The following is a 20,832-nucleotide window of genomic DNA, read 5'->3' on the forward strand; positions in this document are numbered from 1 at the left end:
CTACCCCACTTTTGTTATCCCAACCCTTATCGCGAGAAGAGCTTACTGGCTGGCAGATAACCCATTTGAACGGATTTTTTAATTCGCAGGAGAGATTTGGTAGTTCATCAACTGCTCGAACAGAATTCGGAACCAGACTGTAAAGTTGGAAGGATGCTGGGCCATTTCCTCGGCCAGGTCGGTAGCACTGACCCAACGAATAGCCGATACTTCCTGCGGATTGAACGGAATGGGACCATCATATACCCCGGTAAATACATGGTCGATTTCGTTTTCAATCAGTCCGTCTCCCACATCTGCCCGATACTGGAAGGTAAACACAGGTTGCAACGTTGTCTGAAACCCCAGCTCCTCCTCCAGCCGACGTGTTGCATCACCAATTGTATCGGCTGGTTGCAATGGGTGCCCGCAGCAGCTATTCGACCACAGCCCACCCGAATGGTATTTCTCAAAAGCCCGCTGCTGTAGTAAAAAATCCCCCTGCTGATTGAAAATCTGGACTGAAAAAGCGCGATGAAGCGACCCATCTGCATGAGCCTGCCATTTTTCGGCGGTAGTCAGTACATGATCCTGTTCGTCAACTACTAGAACCATATTTACTTGTGTCGATTTGGCTTTAAAGTCCATTTGTTAAAGAAAAATGTTTTACGAAAAAGGTGAATGGTACCGAGCGTATGTACTCATAACGCAGGAATTGCTTTTCCAGCATTTGCCGAGCGTGAAAATGATTGAGCTGGCTATTCGTCTTTGAACCCAGTTAGTATGCCCAACAAGTAGGGTTAGCCGGTATCCAGCAAGTAAGGGAATTTTTGTGGAAATTAGGCGTTTTCAAAGGCTCATATTGAGGTTTTCTATAGCGTATGACCTGCTAGTCGCCAGGACAGTATAGTTATCAAACCTGCCAAATGATCAATTCTATTTGGAATGAAGTGCAACGATTGGCGTTCTTTTGGCGTATAGGCGGAAAGGTATAGTTTTGAGGAAAACCAACCTATGAAAGAAAGCCCCTTACCGTTGCAGGTTGGGGCTTTCTAATTGATGCGCTGTAAACCTGATTCACTGGGTATTTTAAGTTGTCTACCAGAAGGATAAGTCTGCATTCGGAGCTTCCTTCGGAATTATCGTCATCAACGAGCTTTGTTAGTAACGACGCAAAGGCGGTGGGGGTCTGTTTGATTTTCACGCCCAGCAACTGGCCAGTCACTCGATTTCTGGCTGCGATCTTGTAATAGCCTCCGGGTCTGTGATCCCTTCCCCAAGAAGCATAGCCAGTTTCTTCCCCGCATTCCCGTCTAGTAGCGAACCTACTGACTCAAGTAATAAATCGACCTAATTTGCCTCAATAAGATCGGGATGAGGTTGGACTACCAGAGTTGCGTCGTAGGTCTTTTAAATCAACTATCAAATTCGCTGTCTGAATAGATTGAAAGCGAAGGACATGGCTGGAAAAGCACCCAATTCAGGCCAATTTTCTAGGGCTTTATGAAGCAGAAACGGTCAATAGGTAAAACTTTATAAGGGATAAATAGTAAATTATTTATTTGCAATATACTATTATAGGTAATTTTGAAGTTTATTTTAATTTGTATTTGGTAACTATAAGTTATTTTTATAGCTTGCCTGGCAAACCCCTTCCCCATTGTCAACCTATGAAACGGTCATCTGCTGCCCAGATTCAGCATAAGTTTGAACCGGACCAGATTCTCTATCTGATTGGAGATGTAAACTACAGTACGGTTTATCTATGCGACGGAACGGCCATTCTGTCGAGTAGAACTTTGAAATGGTATCATACCAAGTGGCCAGACTTTATTCGTATTCATAAGGCTACGCTAATTAACCCACAGTATATTCAGAGTTGCCATGTGATTTCCTGCATACTGGCACAGATTACCATGCAAAATGGCGCTACTATGACCATTAGCCGTCGACGTATTCACGATGTACTTGGTCATTTACGGCTGCCATATTTGCGATCTGCCACAGCCCACTGGAATGACTATGCAGTGGCTGAGGTAAAGCTGGCTTAACTTGTGTGCAGTACCGATCAGTAGTTTGGAGGAGATTAGCTGATGGACTAGGTTATACCTGCCAGCCAGGAACCGCATGTTGTGGGTAATGAGAATGTTCGCCCGTCTTACTTTATTGAGAAATCAATAACTTAGGGTAGTAGAAAGCTACCGGTAATGCGATTCATGGGCATTCGCAAGATTCTCCTGCTTGGTATATGGCTTGCTTCCGCAAGCGTCAGTGTGGGTCAGATTAATTCTGCTGACGAAGGGCTTCATTTTTCGCATTTATCGGCTGAGCAGGGGCTCTCTCAGAATGCGGTTCTCTGCATTTGGCAGGACAAGGAAGGGTTTCTGTGGGTGGGTACTCGAGATGGCCTAAATAAATATGATGGCTATTCCTTTACGGTTTATAAGCCAGACCCTTCTGATCCCGCCAATACGTTTTCGCACAATGTAATCACCGATATTTGCGAGGATCGGACGGGAAGGATGTGGGTGGCCACATTAGGGGGTGGACTGCACCTGTTCGACCGACGAAGTGGAAAGGCAACCGCTTACCGGATCATTAACCCAGAGCGCATTTCCTTACGAAATGTGATGTATTCGGTTAAAGAGGACCATGAGGGAATGTTGTGGATTGCCTCCCGGGAAGGACTTACCCGCTTTAATCCAAACTCCCGAACCTTTACCCTATACGACAGCTTCAATCCTACAAAGCCTGATATATATGCTGTACAGGAAGATAAGCATGGCCAGCTATGGGTAGGGGCCCAGGACGGCTTATATCGATTCGATCCGAAGACAAAAACGCCAACGAGAGTACCACTTCCTGTAACCATTACTGATACCAATCGATCCATTTCAACGATGTTGGCCGAGCCCAGTGGTACGCTGTGGGTTGAGGCTAATGCAGGCCATCTGTACCGAATCGACGCAGATGGAAAGGCCGTTCGGTGCCCTTTACCCCAGCCTGAACAGCTACAGCCTCGAGTTAATTCGCTCGCTGGAGCGCTTTTAAAAGATCGGGCTGGGCAGCTATGGGCTGCTCCCCCAGGGCTTAATCGTCTACTACGACTGAATCCGGCCTCTCATCAGTGGGTTCAGTATCAGGCCGATCAGATGCAGCCTGGGAGCCTGAGTAGTAATACGATATCTGCCTTATTCCAGGATCAGGAAGGTATACTGTGGGTGGGTACCAACAATGGGTTAGATAAAGTAAGCCCGATTCCTGATAAATTTCGGTCTTATCAAATTGTCCCCAACATCAGTCACGTTCGGTTACCACAAAACAGTATTCGGGCGATTGCGCAGGATCATTCCGGGCGAATCTGGCTGGCCAACGAGTCGGATGGGTTAGTTTCCTTCCTGCCATCGACAGGGCAGTACCGGTATTATCCGGCTAACCCAGCGGTTTCTGGGCAGTTGTACAGCCATGTGGTCAATGCAATCTGGTGTGACCAAAGCGGGGGTTTATGGATTGGAGCGGGGCCGTTTCTACACCAGTATGACCCCAATACCGATCGGTTTATTCGGTATCCCTGCGCCATCAGTGTCAGGAGCATTCGGGAAGGATTTGCTGGGGAACTCTGGATTGCTGGAAACGGGTTGGCTCGTTTTGATAAACAAACCCATCAATTCACCTACTATCGCCATGATCCGAAAAACCCGGCTAGTTTAGGTGATGAGGGGTTAATACTGGCTTTGCCTACCCGTGATGGATCGGTCTGGGCAGCTTCGACCCGGAGGGGTATCAGTCGGCTTTCGATCAAAACAGGCCGTTTCAGACGTTATCAACCCGATTATCGGCAATTTACCTATGCATTGAATGATAAGGATATACGGTGTATTTATCAGGATCGGCGGGGGCGTATCTGGATAGGGACCAACCAGGGAGGATTAAATCTGTACAACCCCAGTACCGACACCTTTAGCGCATTTACTACGCATCAGGGATTGCCCAGCAATCATATTGCTGGTATTCTGGATGACGAAGCAGGTAATTTGTGGTTAGCGACCAATCAGGGTATCTGTCGATTCAATCCTGAAACCGGACTTTGTCAGAATTATGATAAAAGTGATGGACTACAGGGGAATGAATTTCAGGAAGCGTATGCTCGGGGTATTCATCATGAATTACTGATGGGTGGCGCGAATGGGTTTAGTGTATTTTCGCCCCGCAGCGTTCAGACGAACACCCGTAAGCCACCCGTATACATTACCAAAGTACAGATTGGGGCTCGTACAGTGCCGCTACCGCAAACTTCATTGGTATTGGCTCACGACGATAACTACCTTTCGTTCGATTTTCTGGCACTAAACTTTATTCATCCTGAAAAAAACAGATATGCCTATCAATTGGTAGGTGTCGATAAGAATTGGATTTTCTGTGGTACGCGTCGGTTTGTTAGTTACGCCAACCTCCCACCAGGGACGTATCAGTTTCGGGTAAAAGCTTCCAATAACGATGGTCTGTGGAATCAGGTGGGGACGTCACTACCCATTACCATCAGCCCCCCATTTTGGCGGACAGCTTGGTTCATACTGCTGCTTATCAGTGGTATAGTTGGGGGAGTATACCTGGGTTTTAGATACCGGGTACGGCAGATTCAGCTGGAAGAAAGTCAAAAGACGGAGGTGAATAAAAAGATGGCTGAACTGGAAATGCAGGCATTACGCGCCCAAATGAACCCTCATTTTATTTTTAACAGCCTGAATTCCATCAACCGATTCATCATGAAAAACGAGTCGGAATCAGCATCGGCCTATCTGTCAAAATTCTCAAAACTAATCCGGTTGATTCTAAACCGATCGACGGCTGCGCTGGTTACTCTGGAGAGTGAACTTGATACGCTTTCGCTGTACCTGGAGCTGGAGTCTCTCCGGTTTTCAGGTCGGTTTACCTTTGCTATTCAGGTCGATCCGGCTATTGAGACGGAGTATACTGAAATTCCTCCAATGTTAATTCAACCTTACGTAGAAAATGCTATTTGGCACGGGTTAATGCAGAAGGAAGCCGGAGGGCATATCTTGATCAGAATTCAGCAACAGGGGAAGCAGTTAATTGGCACAGTGGAAGATAATGGGGTTGGCCGGAGGAGAGCGGCCGAAGTGAAGAGTAAGTCGGCTACGCATACCAAGTCGAAGGGGATGCAGATTACGGCCGACCGATTGAAGCTAAGTCAAACCTTGTATGGGCAGCAGCCTACCGTCGCGATTCATGATCTGGTCGACGCCTTGGGTGAGCCTGCCGGTACGCGTGTGGTGTTGACCATTCCCCTCGTATAGAGCCTGCCTTTTCAAAACACAATGATCAAAGCCGTTATTATCGACGATGAAGAACACTGCCGGGAAACCCTCTCCATGCAGTTGGATAAATACTGCCCTGATATTACCGTTGTCGCTTCTTTTCCTTCGGCAACGGAAGGGTTACACTATTTGCAGCAAACACCCCCTGATTTGTTGTTTCTGGATATTGAAATGCCCTTGATGAACGGTTTTGAGTTACTGGAAAAACTACCTGCCATACCATTTGCCATTATTTTCACGACGGGCTACGATATGTATGCCATAAAAGCCATTCGATTCAGTGCGCTGGATTATCTCCTCAAACCGATTGATCGGGACGATTTGCAGAAGGCAGTAGGCAAGTTTCAGCGAAAGTCCATCGCCCAGATGGCCCAGCAGATCGAAATACTGGTCGAAAAATTGGGTGCGAAAAAAGCCCGGCAAAAAATTGCTCTGCCAACGGCGCATGGTTTCGATGTGATTCCGACCGATATCATTATTCGCTGTGAAGCAGATGATAACTATACCCACGTTGTGTTGAAGACTGGCAAATCGCTATTAGTATCCCGGACATTGAAAGAGATCGAAGAGCTATTAGCGGGGGATGGATTTTTACGGATTCACCAGTCGCATCTTATCAATCTGGATGAGCTACAACGCTATATACGGGGTGAAGGGGGGTATGTTATCATGAGTGATAATTCGTCCGTTCCGGTTTCAAGGAGCCGCAAGGAAGTGCTCCTAAATCGATTCAATTAGGGTTTTGCTACTCATCCATTCTTACCAATTACTCGCTCAATACCGCCAACCACTCAATTCAGATTGAATCGATACTGGCCTTTTCGTAGCATTACCCATCCAGGCTACGGATGAAATAGCTTGCAACAGATACGCTTATTCTGTCGTAAAGCAATTGAGCACGGATGGAAACAAATCAGGTAACTGTTCAAATGCATAGGTTGAAGCCAGATAGACTCGATTTTATATAGGATTCAAGTAAGAGGAGTGTAGAAGGGTTTGTCTGATTAGATAAACCCTTTTTGTAGGTAAACGTATTGCCACCATTGACGAATTATACATTGAAACCGATGAATAAAGGACGAAAACCAGCCATAAATGGCAAATGGCTGGAAGAGGCTCTGGAAGCCCAGGGGTATAACCTTCACTCGGCTGCCAAATTGATAGGTGTCGAAAGCCGGATACTGTACGCACACAAGGCCGGTCAAACCACGATTTCAACGGGCATTCTCTTCGCTTTATGTTCAGCGTTGCCTACCCTGTCGGAGCGATATGTACTGACGGGACGAGGCCCCAAAATAGTGCTTTCGGCAGAAACGGACGAGAATCTGTTGCTGGAATCGTTTCAGATCAAGAAATCAATCGAGCGAATTCTCCATACATTGACTTCTTAGCAAGAGAATTGTAGGTCTTAGTGGCTAAACAGGTTGTAGCCATAAACTCAGTCATTGTCAGCGTGGGTAGGTAACGAAAAAGCTTTATATAGTCAAATTCGTTAACTCAAGGGCAGAAATGGTGTTTTAAGGGAAACAACCTGAATGCATGGAAATAACGCACGATTTACTAATTGGCTTAGGTTTTCGGTGGATACCCGGTCAACCACCGAAATACAGCTACAAAGCGTTTTCAGGACATCTGGAGCCTGAAAGCGGTATTTTTTTCTTTGACGATTTTACACTACCTATTATTCAATTCACAGATTTACTTTACCTGGTAAAATTGATCAATTTTCCTTCACAGCCAGAGCAATTACCCCTTGTTAATCCTAATTAAATCGTAAGGATATAGCTATTTTATGTACGAAAAATGACAATCATATGTTATTTTTGTAATAATTCATTTAGTGAATGGTGGGAGTTAATCAGGCCGTATTTATTAGATACGGCCTGATTTGTACTAAACGACTGGCAGACTGAAACCGTGTACGTGACCAGCTACGGACAGCTTTTCCTTTTCCACTGGATTGAATCCCTACCAAATGGGGAATGTCATAAAGGAAAGGCTAAATGGCATTAATCTGTACTGCGAATGAAGCAGCCGCGCACGGGCTAGCAAGCCATCTCAGCACCATCATATGCCTTTGGTAAATTTCTGTTTAGCTGCGTGGAAATGGCACATGGATGATCGATTTTTACGTTATATGTGGTTTTGCATTTGGCGTTGGCTTGACCAACTATTAGTCTTAATTCCTGCTCTCCGGCAAGCTGAAACGATATATGTACGCTCAGGGTTGCTAATCGGCTGTCTGGTTGGACTTTTGGGTGGATTCGAAGCAGATGCGCAACCATCGGTAAATAGGTTTCCAAGCTCTCATTCAGCCAAACCTACCATCATTCATTTTGAGTATTTCGTTGATACCACCGATCGATTGACCATTGGGCAAATAACCGATCCACAGCTTCACTGGCAATCTACCCCCAACTCAAGCCTAATTCTAGGCTTCACACCGCATCCGGTCTGGTGCCGCTTTATCGTACAGCAATCGACGAATGTACCTTCCGGATATGCCCTTGAGCTGACAAATTTTTATGTTGACAGCCTTACGCTCTATCAACCTGATCGGCGTAGCGGCTGGCACATTCAGTATTCAGGCGATCTGATTCCATTGGCCCGGCGCACACCCCCAACACGCTATCCAACCGTATTTATACGCGTACAGGAGTCGACTCCCCAAACGTTTTATGCCCGTATTCAGTCAACGCAGCATCATAGTTATCAATGGCGTGTGTGGGATCAGGCGACATTTCGTACGGATCGATTGCCGGATGTTGATCGCTATATCACGTTTTCGCTGGCCATATTATTATCTCTCTTTCAAGTTGCGCTGCTGTTGTTCATGTATCAATATGTGGTGCTGCGGTCCTACGCCATTTTTGCGCTGGCAGTGGGACTAAGTGTATTATTTGCTTCGGGCTATTCAAGTATATTCTTTCCCATGTCAACCTATTGGGCTCATACAAGCCATTATGCAACGGTGGGCCTATTGCTGCCAACGCTGGCTTACTACGTCGTTCAATCGTATCAATTGACAAAGCACATTCCTCGGCTGGTCTGGTTGTATGCGGGATTCGGTGCCGTAGGAGTCGTATATACGGTACTCAGTTTTTTTGTCCGCCACCCATATATAACCTGGGCGCTAATTGCTACGCTGGCAATTATGATGGGCTTTACCCTGGTGCTTTTGATCGGTTTATACTGGCGAGGAGTACGACCCGCTATCTGGAACGTGTTGGCTCTACTGATTACATTGCCGGTCTATACGTATTTTTATGGACGCAATGCTGGCTTTTTCACCGGTTCGCTCAGTGAAGAAACTCTCAGGTTTCTGATGTTTTGCTGTTTTGCCAGCGAACCGTTTTTTGTTGTTTTAATGCTATGGCAGGCTACCCGCGAACGCATTCGTACGGCCGAGCGCCTTACGCATGAACAGGCACAACGCGAAACCATTCAGGCACTCGACCGGCTTAAAACCGACTTTTTTACCAACGTATCCCATGAACTTCGTACCCCACTTACGCTGCTGTTAGGGCCATTGCAAATGTTGTACAAGCGTTACCCCGACCATGAGCTGTACGGGCTTATGTACCGGAATGCTAGTCGACTTCAAACACTCATCAATCAACTGCTTGATCTGGCTAAACTGGATGCCCATCAGATGAAACATTCTCCGTCTTTGGGGGATCTGGTTACTGATATTCAGACTTGGGTAGCTGGGTTCAGTACATTGGCGCAAAGTAGATCGGTACAGATAAGTTTACGACAGACACAAACCCATTGGTCTGCTTTGTACGATGCTGATAAAATTGAGAAAGTTTTATCGAATCTGATTAGTAATGCCCTTAAATATACACCCGCTGGAGGCTCTGTTACGATTGACGTTGCATACCTGCCAACGGAGGTGAGCATCGATGTGACTGATACAGGTACAGGCATGTCGGAAAAAGTGCTGTCGAGAGTATTTGATCGGTTTTATCAGGGCGATCGTGTCAATCGACTGGAGGTTGGAACAGGCATTGGTCTTTCAATAACCTATGAACTGATCCGGTTGATGGGGGGCGTCATCTCAGTGGAAAGCCAGCCTGGAGTGGGAACGACATTTTATGTGTCGATACCAGTTAGGGAAGCGAAAGAGCAACTCCTGGTAAATGAAAACGAACCGTCGGCCAACCTATTGGATCTGATCGGCTATAGCGTTAATGAACTGGATCTAGGTGCTGAAAAACAGAGTGTTAAGAAGGATGGATTGGCAAACTCATTTGAAAAGCCACTTCTTTTGCTTGTGGAAGACAATGACGACCTCCGTTTGTACCTGCGAATTATTCTGGCAACTTACTATTCATTAGTCGAAGCAACTGACGGTCAGCAGGCATTGGATATGGCCGTTGAGTTGCTCCCGGACCTTATTGTGACCGATCTAATGATGCCCCGACTTGATGGATTGGAGCTGTGTGCCGCTTTGCGGGCCGACCCACGTACCGATCACATTCCTGTAGTAATGCTCACTGCCAAAGCAAGCGTAGAGAATCGGCTCAAAGGACTTGCGACAGGGGCGGATGAGTATCTGACCAAACCCTTTTTGCCTGCCGAATTGTTGGTGCGGCTAACGAACCTCCTCCGGCGGCAGACGGCCCAGCAGGCTTATTGGCAACGGACATTGACGAGTGGCCTACCTCAGGCCAGTTTGCATAGACAGGAAACCCCTGACTTTTCAGCCCCGCTTTTGGCTGATAGCTCCCCTTTTTTAGAGCGATTATATACGATTTTGGAGCAGCACCTCGATCAGTCTGAGTTTGACGTTGAGCAGTTGGCCGATGCGCTGGCGATAAGCAGCCGGACCCTCAACCGAAAACTTAAGGTCATTCTCGGCTTCAATACGCGGGAAACGATTCGTTCGTATCGGCTCCGGCGGGCTAATGAGATGCTGGCGCAAGGAGTTCAACCGACACAGGCTGCGTATGCGGTTGGATTTGGGAGTTTGTCTTCGTTTGGCAGGGCGTATAAAGATCAGTATGGATACGCTCCATCGGCTCATAAGAGTAAGTAGCCAATAAAATCTGCACATCCGTTATGAGAATTAGCCAATTGAGCCTGTAGTAATTAGCGACACAGGACTAGTTTATTAAGTGTAATTAAGTAATCTTTTTTGCTGAATTATTTAATAGTAATATTATCTAATTAAGGTATTGGTGATAAAAAGTTGGCTAATGGTCATTTGAGTAGAGTTTTTGTCAGATTCAGTAGAGCCTACTGCCCAACATAAGATGAAATTTACATCGGGCAGTTAATTCACGAAGCCTTAGCCAGTAGGCCTACTGCAACGTGCAGAATTGCCCCGGTCATTACCTAAATCGGTGACCTGCTCTTTTCAAAAACTTTTCTAACGGCTGTTCACGTCCAGTATGCCAACCTCTAACTGCCTGATTTTAGCTTTCCGTTTTAGAACGAATTCCTCGACTTCGATTCCTGTCCGTAAGCGCTCTCAGCCTGCTAAACCGATGGGGTTTTATCTGCCAGCCCCTAATGGCCAACCACTTCGCATTCTTTTAGCTATTCACATCTGATCGATATGCCGCAAGTAGCCGTTCAAACTCAGCCTGCCTTTGATCCGTCTCAGGTTATGTACTTAGCAGGCGATGTCAATTATTGCTTCATTTACCTGAAGGGAGGTAAACAGATTTTATCAAGTCGTACCTTAAAATGGTACCATCAACGGTGGCCCCAGTTCATTCGCATACACAAAGGGTATCTCGTTAACCCGGCGTATGTACGGCGTTGGATGATAATATCACCTGTTTTAGCGTTCACGATTATGACCGATGGTGTATCGTTGTCAGTTGGACGTAGACGTATTGCCGCTATTTCGAATCAATTGGCTGGTCCTGCCCCGCTGGCATCCTGAGTCGCTATTTGCACCGTTTAGGCTTAGTTATCAGAGTAGTAGCGACTGCCTATACCGTTGTTGGTTAATTTTTTGCAGCAAAATTTATGACTATAACCCACCACATTTTACTATCGCTCGGTTTCAAGCAGCTACCTGACCAGCCAAATCAGTATGTGTACAAGCGCTTTCAGGGGTGTCTGATTCCACAAACAGGCAGCTTTCTTTTTCAGGATTTCAGTGTGCCAATTATAAACTTCGATGATCTGGTTTTTCTACTTGATTTGATCGACCATCAGGACGAAGCAAAACTGATGAAATATCCACTACATTATAATTAATGGTCTTGAGCTATAAGCAAATGGGCTTTGTAGCACAAGGTCACAGCTAAAAATTGACCATGATTTTATAAAGGGAATAACAGGTAGTCTGTAGATGAGTTGTCTTCTACTCTGATTAATGGCAAACTGGGCCGTATAGTAATCTGGTGCCAGAATACTGGTTTTTTTGACAGATATGGCCCGGTTGTTGTTTTGGTACCCACGATTGCAGATTGGTGAAAGCCTTTCTGCAAGCTCTTATGGGTTAGGTTTTAAACGCTGGTGCCTTTGGTGCCAGCGTTTTTTTATGACCAGTTTGTTGTGTCCACATCGTTTACCTGGTCTAAAATTTCGTATTATTAGGATGCCTGAAAGAAAAATCTGGCTCGTAGAGAAGAACGTACTAAGATTGTACTTTATAGCTTATGAACAACATTTTGGGGCAGAGGTCTGTTCTCTGGGTCGGGCGTGAAGTAGCGTTTAGATTGAGGAAAGCCAGATACTGTAGGGAGTACCCTGAAGCCGCATCACTATCTTTTCATGAAAGTCCTTTTAGTTGAAGACGAAGAGCGGTTAGCATCGTTCATCCGCAAAGGCATATCGGCTGAGGGGTACGAAGTCGATGTGGCCTATGATGGTCGGGCAGGGCTATCGCTTTTTCGCAGAGATATTTATGACATTATCATTCTGGATGTAAACATTCCATTGCTAAATGGTTTTGATTTATGTCAGTTGATTCGATCGGAAAATGAAGTTGTACCAGTGCTGATGCTGACGGCGCTGGATAGTCTGTCTAATAAAACCGACGGCTTCAACGCCGGAGCCGATGATTATCTGGCTAAGCCATTTGAATTTCAGGAATTGCTTTTACGGCTCCGCGCGCTTACCCGTCGAAACGGCCCTAAGCAGAAACAACGACTTCAACTGGCTGATCTGGAACTGAATCTGGATACCAAAACGGTTACCCGAGCGGGCAAACGTATTGATCTGACCACACGTGAATACGCGCTGCTGGAATATTTGATCCTTAACAAAGGCAAAATCATTTCGCGGGTCGACATCAGTGAGCGAGTTTGGAGTCTCAATCTGGATAGTAGTACTAACGTGATCGATGTATATATCAGCTATTTGCGCAAAAAAATTGATAAGGATTTTTCGCCCAAACTGTTACATACAATTGTCGGCATGGGGTATGTGCTTCGGGAAGAGTAAGCTGCAGGGAGCAAGGGGCTGGGTGTAAAATTACTCGCTGCACCTTGCTAAAACGACAAACACATGCTCATTCGCAATCGTCTGACAATCATTTTTACCCTACTCGCAATGGCTATTCAGATAACGCTGTCCTTGCTGGTCTGGTATTTTTATTCATTATATCGTCAGGAAGAGTTTTATAGTCGGCTGGAAGGAAAAGCCCGTGTAGCCGGTCGGGTGCTGATTTCCCGGAGGCATCTGCACGATGATTTTTTTAAGAATATGGTACGGACGGATTTGCTGACGATTGTGGAGGAGCAGATCAGTATTTTCGATCAACGGCACAATCTGGTCTTTACCAACCGTACTTTAAAAGAGTCGGATTATTATAAAGAGAAGATACCGCTGCTGGCTACCAACTCCTTATTTGAGTTTGAACATGGCCATCTCGAATCCATCGTTATTCCTTATCAGGATCGGGGGCAAACGTTCTATATCTTCGCTTCCGGGTACGACCGTATCGGGTTTGCCAAGCTGGGTACTTTACAGGAAATTCTGTTACTGGCCAACCTGCTGGGTTTTGCGCTAATTGTACTGGCAGGCTGGTATTTTTCGGGTAGAGTATTGAAGCCGATTTCGCGCATTGTCGATGAGGTTGAACAAATTACAGCTACGCATTTGCACAAACGTGTGAATGAGGGTAATCAACGCGACGAAATCGCGCAGCTTGCCATGACCTTCAACCAGATGCTTTTTCGGCTGGAGGATGCCTTTGTATCCCAGCGCAGCTTTGTTTCTCATGCATCCCACGAACTCCGAACTCCCCTGACCAACACGTTGGGCACGTTAGAAACGTCACTTCGCTACGACCAGAACCCGGCCGACTGGCGAGAAAGTATGGAAGTGGCTATTGAAGAACTTAAAAAAGTGATTACGCTAACCAATGGATTGCTCGGTTTAGCCAAAGTAACTGATGGCCCTGTCGCCCTTACGACCGTTCAGGTAGATGATTGTCTGCTTACAGCCATTAGTCAGGTACAAGTCAGGTATCCAGGTCGGAATATACCCCTTCAATTCAAGGCAAGTGCGGAAGATGGAGCGTTTACCGTAAAAGGTAATACGATGCTCTTGACCACGGTGTTTCTAAATGTTTTGGATAATGCCTGTAAATATTCCAGCGATGCCGTCGCTGTTGAATTGCAGGCCAAAGAAAGTCAGATTAGTATAAAGGTAACCGATCAGGGGCGGGGCATTTCTGAGAGCGATATAACACACATTTTCGATCCGCTTTACCGAGGGAAAAACGTAGAGGGTGTACCTGGATATGGTATTGGTCTGGCAGTAACGCAAAAAATCATTGACTTACATCAAGGGAGTCTTCAGATACATTCTGTTATGACACAGGGAACGTCTGTTACGATTCGATTACCAAGTCCGATCTGATCTCTACCTGATATTTACTACGGAGCAGGGTTTTATCTGCAGGAAGATTGCTTACAGACCTGGTCGTTACTAACAGGGCTATTTTCAATGTATATATCCTGAAATTTTGTAGTAAGAAGTTAAATTATTTCTTTAATCTCGTTTTAATCTATTTAAAGCTAATCGCTTAAGTTTAATCAAAATTTAGGCTCATTAAAATATAAAATAGTATTTATTGGGTATAATAGTTTGATTTAGTCCAAAAAATGGGGTGAGATTATAATCTTTCCAATAGTTTTTAATTTCCCTCTCATACCGTTTTAATGTCGGCTCCCTTCATTTGTATAGCTCAACGCATAAATAAGCTATGCAACGTCGGTATTTCCCTTCCATTTTGCTTTACGGTCTTGGCCTGGCACTGGCACTTTCGCTGGTGTACAATGGGGTACTGCTGTACGAGCAAAATCACCTGCGGAGCGCCTATGAATATGAATTGACCAACTCCATTCATCCGCTGGACCGTGTCGACTGGCAACAGCAGCTTTTGGAATGCAAACGAGCTAATCAGCAGAAAGACAGTCTGATTCGACAGCTTGAACAGGCTCCCAACGCCCCACCGAATAAAGTTGCCACCGTTCGACATACTGTATCAAAATAAAAAAGTATGTCAACCCAAACCCATCAACGCAGGCTGCCGACCGATCGTGACTACATACGCTAAACGGTTTTATCAAGTATACAGCCAATCCGCGTGATCGATACCCACCTTAAAAATACTGTCATTTACGTGTAAAGAAAGATTATGAAGAATAGAATATTCGTGCTCACTCTGATGAGCTTAGGTGTAGTGCTGGGGAATACAAGCTGTTCGCACAAAGAAGAAGAAAAGGAGGAAGAAACCAAGTTTTCGGTTACCAGCCCATTGCAGAGAGACACAACGATTACTAATCAATATGTGTGTCAGATTCGGTCGATCCAGCATATCGAATTACGGGCTCTGGAAAAAGGATACCTCCAGAAAATTTTTGTAGACGAAGGGCAATATGTGAAGAAGGGACAGCTTATGTTCCAGATTCTGCCTATTCAATACCAGGCTGAGCTACAAAAAGCTGAAGCTGAAGCCAATTTCGTGGGTGTTGAGTTCCGAAACACAAAGGCTCTGGCCGACAGCAATATTGTTTCGAAAAATGAATTGGCGCTGGCAAAAGCGAAACTCGATAAGGCAAACGCCGAAGTGTCCTTGGCCAAAGTGCACTTGGGCTTTACGGAAGTAAGGGCACCTTTCGATGGCATCATGGACCACTTTCAGGTACGACTGGGAAGTCTGGTCGATGAGGGTGATTTGCTGACGACCTTATCAGACAACAGCCAGATGTGGGTATATTTCAATGTGCCAGAAGCTGAATACCTGAATTATAAAACCCACGCTCAGCAGGAAAACCTGAACCACGTGAATCTGCTCATGGCCAACAACCAGGTATTTAACCATCCGGGGGTAGTTCAGACTATTGAGGCTGACTTCAATAACGAGACGGGTAATATTGCCTTCCGGGCTACCTTCCCCAACCCCAATAGTTTGTTACGGCACGGGGAAACAGGTAATATTCTTATGACGCTACCTCTCCGTAACGCGCTCATTATTCCACAGAAATCGACCTTCGAGGTTCTGGAAAAGAAATATGTCTATGTAATCGACAAAGACAACAAAGTGCGATCAAGAGAAATCGAAATAGCTGCCGAACTACCGCACATCTTCGTGGTGAAGTCGGGGCTGAAAAAAGATGATAAGATTCTTCTGGAAGGCTTACGGCAGGTACGGGAAAATCAAAAGATAGCATACAAATTCGTTCAGCCTGAGTCCGTTATTTCTCATCTGGAATTATATGCCGAATAACCAGCAACACTAAAAACCAGAAGACATGTTTAGTAAATTCATACGAAGACCCGTATTCGCTATAGTGATATCGGTAATGATCGTCTTCATAGGTGTATTGGCTATTAAGAAATTACCGATTTCTCAGTTTCCGGATATTGCGCCTACCACTGTAAACATATTTATTGCCTACCCTGGGTCCAGTGCCGACGTATTGGTGAAGTCTACGCTGATTACGCTGGAACAGGCCATCAACGGGGTGCAGGACATGCGGTACATAGCCACCGATGCGACCAGTGCCGGTGAAGCTACGCTGCGGATCATTTTTGAACCGGGTACCGACCCGAACGATGCCGTTATCCGGGTAAAAACCAGGGTCGACCAGGTGATGCCGCTTTTGCCTGAACTGGTGCAACGGGAAGGGGTTATCATCACACCGATTCAGCCCAGTATGCTGATGTACGTCAATCTCTATTCCAAGGAAAAGAGCATGGACGAAAAATTCCTGTTCAACTACGCTACGGTTAAAATGATCCCTGAAATTCAGCGGACTCGTGGGGTGGCGCGGGCGCAGATTCTGGGTAGCCGCCGGTATGCCATGCGGGTCTGGCTGAATCCTGAGCGCATGCGGGCGTACAACGTTTCGGTAGAAGAAGTAATGAAGGCCATTGGCGAGCAAAGTATCATTGGCCGACCGGGCCGGATTGGTCAAAGCTCGGGTATTGCCGCTCAGTCGCTGGAATATGTGCTTACCTATAAAGGGAGGTATAACAAGCCAGAAGAGTACGAAGGAATTATTATTCGGGCCAACTCGCAGGGCGAAAGCATCCACTTACGCGACATTGCCAAGGTGGAGCTGGGAAGTGAATTCTTTGATATTTATTCGAACCTGGATGGCAAGGCCTCAGCCGCTATTGTGTTGCGGCAAAACTATGGTAGTAATGCCAGCGACGTAATTGAAGAAGTGAAAAAGAAACTGGAGATTATGAAAACGTCGTTCCCTCCAGGCATGGATTACCAGATCAGCTACGACGTATCGAACTTCCTGGATGCGTCGATCGAGCAGGTAATTGATACATTGCGTGATGCGTTTATCCTGGTGGCGCTGGTCGTGTTTATCTTCCTCGGCGACTGGCGTTCTACCCTGATTCCGATTCTGGCGGTGCCGGTATCGCTGGTGGGAGCCTTCTTTGTGATCCAGGCCTTTGGGCTCTCCATTAACCTGATTACGCTCTTTGCCCTCGTACTGGCTATCGGTATTGTGGTCGATGATGCCATTGTGGTGGTGGAAGCGGTGCACGCCAAGATGGAGGAAAAGCCGCACCTGACGCCCTTTGGCGCCGTCAGGCAAGTATTGGGTGAGATCAGTGGTGCTATTATCGCCATTACGCTGGTGATGGTGTCGGTATTCCTGCCGATTTCGTTCATGTCGGGCCCGGTTGGTACATTCTACCGACAGTTTTCGATTACGATGGCTAGTTCCATTGTGATTTCGGCCCTCATCGCGCTGACGCTTACCCCCGTCTTGTGCGCCATGCTGTTGAAAAATCATCACGGCCATGCGAAGAAGAAAAACCTGTTCACACGGGCACTCGATAGCTTCAACAGTGGCTTCGAAAAAATGACAGGTCGCTACGTAAGTCTGTTGAAATTGATCGTTAATCGCCGGTTCGTCACCTTCCTGATTCTGGCCGCATTCTGTTTAGGAATTGCCTACGAGAACCAGATTTTGCCAGCAGGCTTTATCCCGAACGAGGACCAGAGTACGATTTACGGGATCATCCAGACTCCTCCGGGGTCTACACTGGAAAAAACCAATGAAGTATCCCGGCGACTTCAGAAAATTTGCGAAGAGGTTCCGGGCATCGAATCGGTATCGTCACTGGCGGGTTATGAGATCATGACGGAAGGACGGGGTTCCAATGCCGGTACCTGTCTGATCAACCTGAAGCCCTGGGGCGATCGGGATAAGAACGTGAAGGAAATCATGGAGGAACTGGAGGCAAAATCGAAAGGACTGGGCGCGACAGTCGAATTTTTCGAGCCACCTGCCATTCCTGGTTTCGGTACGTCGGGTGGTTTTTCGATGCGTTTGCTGGATAAAAACACCGACACCGACTACCACCTGTTCGATAAAATCCAGAAAGAGTTCATGGATAACCTGGCTAAACGGAAAGAACTGACTGCTTTGTTCTCATTCTTTGCTGCCAACTATCCACAGTACGAACTGGAAATCGACAACAACCTGGCCATGCAGAAAGGTGTATCAATCGGAAAAGCGATGGATAACCTCAACATCATGATCGGTAGTACCTACGAACAGGGCTTTATCAAGTTCAACCAGTTCTTCAAAGTATACGTACAGGCCGACCCGAGTTTCCGCCGGTTGCCATCCGATCTGTTAAAGCTGTTCGTGAAAAACGAAGCGGGTGAAATGGTGCCTTACTCGTCGTTCATGACCTTGAAAAAAGGACAAGGGCCAAACGAAATTACCCGGTTCAACCTGTATAATTCAGCAGCTATTCAGGGGCAACCTGCAAAAGGGTATACCACAGCCGAAGCCATCGCAGCCATTCGGGAAGTGGCCGCCAAGACGTTGCCCAAAGGCTATGACATTGCCTTCGAGGGGTTGTCGTACGATGAGTCGATTCGTGGTAACGAAACCTTGTATGTGTTCCTGATTGTGGTTGCCTTCGTTTACCTGGTGCTGGCCGCCCAATACGAAAGCTTTATCATTCCGCTGGCTGTATTGACCTCTCTGCCCGTCGGTATCTTTGGTTCGTTCTTCCTGCTGAAAGCTATGGGGCTGGAAAACAATATCTACGCCCAGATCGGTCTGATCATGCTGGTAGGATTGCTCGGTAAGAACGCCGTACTGATTGTAGAGTTTGCTGTTCAGAAACGACAGCAGGGCGAAACCATTCTCAATGCAGCTATTGAAGGCGCTAAGGTTCGTTTCCGACCGATTCTGATGACCTCTTTCGCCTTCGTAGCCGGTCTGATCCCGCTGATTCTGGCCAAGGGAGCCGGGGCTATTGGTAACCGTACCATTGGTGCGTCGGCTATGGGTGGCATGGTATTCGGAACCATTTTCGGGGTTATCATCATCCCCGGCCTATACTACATCTTTGGTAATCTGGCGGATGGCCGTAAGATGATTAAGGATGAAGAGGATGATTCGTTAACCGAAAATCTGGTTCATTCAGTCGATAAGTTTCCCCAACCTGAAGAAAGCGAAGTCAATGACTAATAAACGAATATGGAGTTGCTTTGGGATTTTGTTCTCTATCCTGAGCATCTCGTCCTGCACTACACCTCGTCTGGTTACAAAAACAGAAAATAAATCAGTACCTGCGAGCTACAATGGCTCGCAGGATTCCACCAACTCGGGTAAGAAGCCCTGGAAGGAATATTTCACGGACCCTTATCTGACGGCTCTGATCGATTCGGCCCTGTATAACAACCAGGAACTAAATATCACGTTACAGGAAATTCAGATTGCCAACAACGAAGTGCTAGCCAGAGCAGGGGCTTATCGGCCTTTCGTTAGCCTGGGTGGTGGTGCCGGTGCCGACAAAGTGTCTCGCTATACGAGTCAAGGAGCGGCTGATGAGGTGTCGGAAATTAAACCCGGTGTGCCTACGCCCGCCGTTTTACCAAATTTCTACTTTGGGGCTACAGCCAGTTGGGAGATCGATATCTGGCATAAACTACGGAATGCGAAGAAAGCAGCCGTATCCAGTTACCTGGCGTCGATCGAAGGGAAGAATTTTCAGGTTACCAATCTGGTTGCCGAAATTGCCAATTCGTATTATGAGCTGCTGGCGCTGGATAACCAGCTCGACATCATCCAGCGAAACATTGTTATTCTGAACAATGCGTTGGGGATTACCAAACAGGAAAAAGAAGCGGCTAAAGTAACCGAACTAGCCGTTCGTCGATTCGAGGCCGAAGTTGCCAAAACGGTAAGTCTCCAGTACGAGATTCAGCAGCGGATTGTAGAAACCGAAAACCGGATTAACTTTCTGGTCGGTCGGTTTCCGCAGCACGTACAACGTGATCCGCAAATATTTGTCAACCTGACTCCTTCTCTAATTCAGGCTGGGCTGCCTTCGCAATTGCTCGCCAATCGGCCCGATATTAAGCAGGCGGAATGGAATCTGGAAGCAAATAAATTGAGTGTTGCGGCAGCGAAAGCAAATTTTTATCCGTCGCTGACACTTAGGGGATTTCTGGGAATCATGGCCTACAATCCTCTCTATCTGGTGTATACGCCCGAAGCACTGGTTGCTTCGCTGGTTGGTGATATGATTGGACCGGTCGTGAATAAAAACGAGATCACGGCCACCTATCGGAGTGCCAATGCCAAGCAAATTCAGTCGGTTTATAACTACGAGAAAACTGTTCTGAATGCCTACATCGAAGTAGTCAACCAGTTGTCGAACATCGACAACCTGCAAAAAAAGTACGATTCAAAAAATAACCAGGTGCAGGCCCTTACGCAATCGACCAGCATATCGCTCAAGTTGTTTACGTCTGCCAGAGCGGATTATATGGAGGTATTGCTAACACAACGGGATGTACTGGAAGCGCGTATGGAACTGATCGAAACCCGGAAGCAGCAGATGAATGCTCAGATTAATGCCTATCGGGCGCTGGGTGGTGGCTGGAAATAAGCCAATCGGCAGTGACTGCCAGACGTGCAAAAAAGCCAGTTGACAGAAGTCGACTGGCTTTTTTGCTATGAAGCTGTTCTCCCTTGATAAACGAAGCAAATATTTAGTACTTTTTCTATATCCCGACGCAGGAGGGCTCTTCGGAATATAGAAATTC

Annotated in this window: 14 protein-coding genes; 13 read left to right on the forward strand and 1 reads right to left on the reverse strand. The window is 46.5% G+C overall.

Annotated elements, in window-relative coordinates; genetic code table 11:
- Positions 1-78: 78 nt before the first annotated feature.
- The gene (idi, locus tag B5M13_RS14100; protein ID WP_245860002.1) at positions 79-594 is read right to left on the reverse strand and encodes an isopentenyl-diphosphate Delta-isomerase; all 516 of its coding nucleotides are present in this window, start codon (positions 592-594) and stop codon (positions 79-81) included.
- 1,055 nt (positions 595-1,649) lie between these two features.
- Here idi and B5M13_RS14105 point away from each other — a divergent pair.
- The 13 genes from B5M13_RS14105 (at position 1,650) to B5M13_RS14170 (ending at position 20,675) form a co-directional block, all read left to right on the forward strand.
- Complete coding sequence (locus tag B5M13_RS14105) at positions 1,650-2,030, forward strand: LytR/AlgR family response regulator transcription factor (protein ID WP_080056288.1); 381 nt, start codon at positions 1,650-1,652, stop codon at positions 2,028-2,030.
- Positions 2,031-2,195: 165 nt separating this feature from the next.
- A complete protein-coding gene (locus B5M13_RS14110; RefSeq protein ID WP_170061131.1) occupies positions 2,196-5,297 on the forward strand; it encodes a ligand-binding sensor domain-containing protein in 3,102 nt (1,033 codons plus the stop codon).
- A gap of 21 nt (positions 5,298-5,318) precedes the next feature.
- Positions 5,319-6,056 carry a LytR/AlgR family response regulator transcription factor gene (locus B5M13_RS14115; protein ID WP_080056290.1) on the forward strand — a complete coding sequence of 246 codons (738 nt, stop codon included), beginning with the start codon at positions 5,319-5,321 and terminating at the stop codon, positions 6,054-6,056.
- Between the two features lie 329 nt (positions 6,057-6,385).
- A complete protein-coding gene (locus tag B5M13_RS14120) occupies positions 6,386-6,709 on the forward strand; it encodes a hypothetical protein (protein WP_080056291.1) in 324 nt (107 codons plus the stop codon).
- Positions 6,710-7,455: 746 nt separating this feature from the next.
- The gene (locus B5M13_RS14130; RefSeq protein ID WP_170061132.1) at positions 7,456-10,359 is read left to right on the forward strand and encodes an ATP-binding protein; all 2,904 of its coding nucleotides are present in this window, start codon (positions 7,456-7,458) and stop codon (positions 10,357-10,359) included.
- Positions 10,360-10,881: 522 nt separating this feature from the next.
- The gene (locus tag B5M13_RS14135) at positions 10,882-11,214 is read left to right on the forward strand and encodes a LytR/AlgR family response regulator transcription factor (protein ID WP_080056294.1); all 333 of its coding nucleotides are present in this window, start codon (positions 10,882-10,884) and stop codon (positions 11,212-11,214) included.
- A gap of 86 nt (positions 11,215-11,300) precedes the next feature.
- Complete coding sequence (locus tag B5M13_RS14140; RefSeq protein WP_080056295.1) at positions 11,301-11,534, forward strand: hypothetical protein; 234 nt, start codon at positions 11,301-11,303, stop codon at positions 11,532-11,534.
- Between the two features lie 519 nt (positions 11,535-12,053).
- On the forward strand, positions 12,054-12,725 hold the full coding sequence (locus B5M13_RS14145) for a response regulator (protein ID WP_080056296.1): 672 nt from the start codon (positions 12,054-12,056) through the stop codon (positions 12,723-12,725).
- A 63-nt stretch (positions 12,726-12,788) separates the two neighbouring features.
- The gene (locus tag B5M13_RS14150) at positions 12,789-14,147 is read left to right on the forward strand and encodes a sensor histidine kinase (RefSeq protein ID WP_080056297.1); all 1,359 of its coding nucleotides are present in this window, start codon (positions 12,789-12,791) and stop codon (positions 14,145-14,147) included.
- A 346-nt stretch (positions 14,148-14,493) separates the two neighbouring features.
- Positions 14,494-14,784, forward strand: coding sequence for a hypothetical protein (locus B5M13_RS14155; RefSeq protein WP_080056298.1), 291 nt, complete (start codon positions 14,494-14,496; stop codon positions 14,782-14,784).
- 144 nt (positions 14,785-14,928) lie between these two features.
- Positions 14,929-16,020: an efflux RND transporter periplasmic adaptor subunit gene (locus B5M13_RS14160; RefSeq protein WP_080056299.1), complete on the forward strand. Its 1,092-nt coding sequence runs from the start codon at positions 14,929-14,931 to the stop codon at positions 16,018-16,020.
- Between the two features lie 25 nt (positions 16,021-16,045).
- On the forward strand, positions 16,046-19,249 hold the full coding sequence (locus B5M13_RS14165; protein WP_080056300.1) for an efflux RND transporter permease subunit: 3,204 nt from the start codon (positions 16,046-16,048) through the stop codon (positions 19,247-19,249).
- Positions 19,242-20,675 carry a TolC family protein gene (locus B5M13_RS14170; protein ID WP_080056301.1) on the forward strand — a complete coding sequence of 478 codons (1,434 nt, stop codon included), beginning with the start codon at positions 19,242-19,244 and terminating at the stop codon, positions 20,673-20,675. The genes B5M13_RS14165 and B5M13_RS14170 overlap by 8 nt, the downstream gene beginning before the upstream one ends.
- Positions 20,676-20,832: the final 157 nt, after the last annotated feature.

This window comes from Spirosoma aerolatum (genome assembly GCF_002056795.1).
Classification (GTDB): domain Bacteria; phylum Bacteroidota; class Bacteroidia; order Cytophagales; family Spirosomataceae; genus Spirosoma; species Spirosoma aerolatum.

What these genes read in the sequence shown, in the direction of transcription:
- idi (WP_245860002.1), bottom strand. Translation starts at nt 594, where the DNA reads ATGGTTCTAGTAGTTGACGAACAGGATCATGTACTGACTACCGCCGAA.
- B5M13_RS14105 (WP_080056288.1), top strand. Translation starts at nt 1,650, where the DNA reads ATGAAACGGTCATCTGCTGCCCAGATTCAGCATAAGTTTGAACCGGAC.
- B5M13_RS14110 (WP_170061131.1), top strand. Translation starts at nt 2,196, where the DNA reads ATGGGCATTCGCAAGATTCTCCTGCTTGGTATATGGCTTGCTTCCGCA.
- B5M13_RS14115 (WP_080056290.1), top strand. Translation starts at nt 5,319, where the DNA reads ATGATCAAAGCCGTTATTATCGACGATGAAGAACACTGCCGGGAAACC.
- B5M13_RS14120 (WP_080056291.1), top strand. Translation starts at nt 6,386, where the DNA reads ATGAATAAAGGACGAAAACCAGCCATAAATGGCAAATGGCTGGAAGAG.
- B5M13_RS14130 (WP_170061132.1), top strand. Translation starts at nt 7,456, where the DNA reads ATGTGGTTTTGCATTTGGCGTTGGCTTGACCAACTATTAGTCTTAATT.
- B5M13_RS14135 (WP_080056294.1), top strand. Translation starts at nt 10,882, where the DNA reads ATGCCGCAAGTAGCCGTTCAAACTCAGCCTGCCTTTGATCCGTCTCAG.
- B5M13_RS14140 (WP_080056295.1), top strand. Translation starts at nt 11,301, where the DNA reads ATGACTATAACCCACCACATTTTACTATCGCTCGGTTTCAAGCAGCTA.
- B5M13_RS14145 (WP_080056296.1), top strand. Translation starts at nt 12,054, where the DNA reads ATGAAAGTCCTTTTAGTTGAAGACGAAGAGCGGTTAGCATCGTTCATC.
- B5M13_RS14150 (WP_080056297.1), top strand. Translation starts at nt 12,789, where the DNA reads ATGCTCATTCGCAATCGTCTGACAATCATTTTTACCCTACTCGCAATG.
- B5M13_RS14155 (WP_080056298.1), top strand. Translation starts at nt 14,494, where the DNA reads ATGCAACGTCGGTATTTCCCTTCCATTTTGCTTTACGGTCTTGGCCTG.
- B5M13_RS14160 (WP_080056299.1), top strand. Translation starts at nt 14,929, where the DNA reads ATGAAGAATAGAATATTCGTGCTCACTCTGATGAGCTTAGGTGTAGTG.
- B5M13_RS14165 (WP_080056300.1), top strand. Translation starts at nt 16,046, where the DNA reads ATGTTTAGTAAATTCATACGAAGACCCGTATTCGCTATAGTGATATCG.
- B5M13_RS14170 (WP_080056301.1), top strand. Translation starts at nt 19,242, where the DNA reads ATGACTAATAAACGAATATGGAGTTGCTTTGGGATTTTGTTCTCTATC.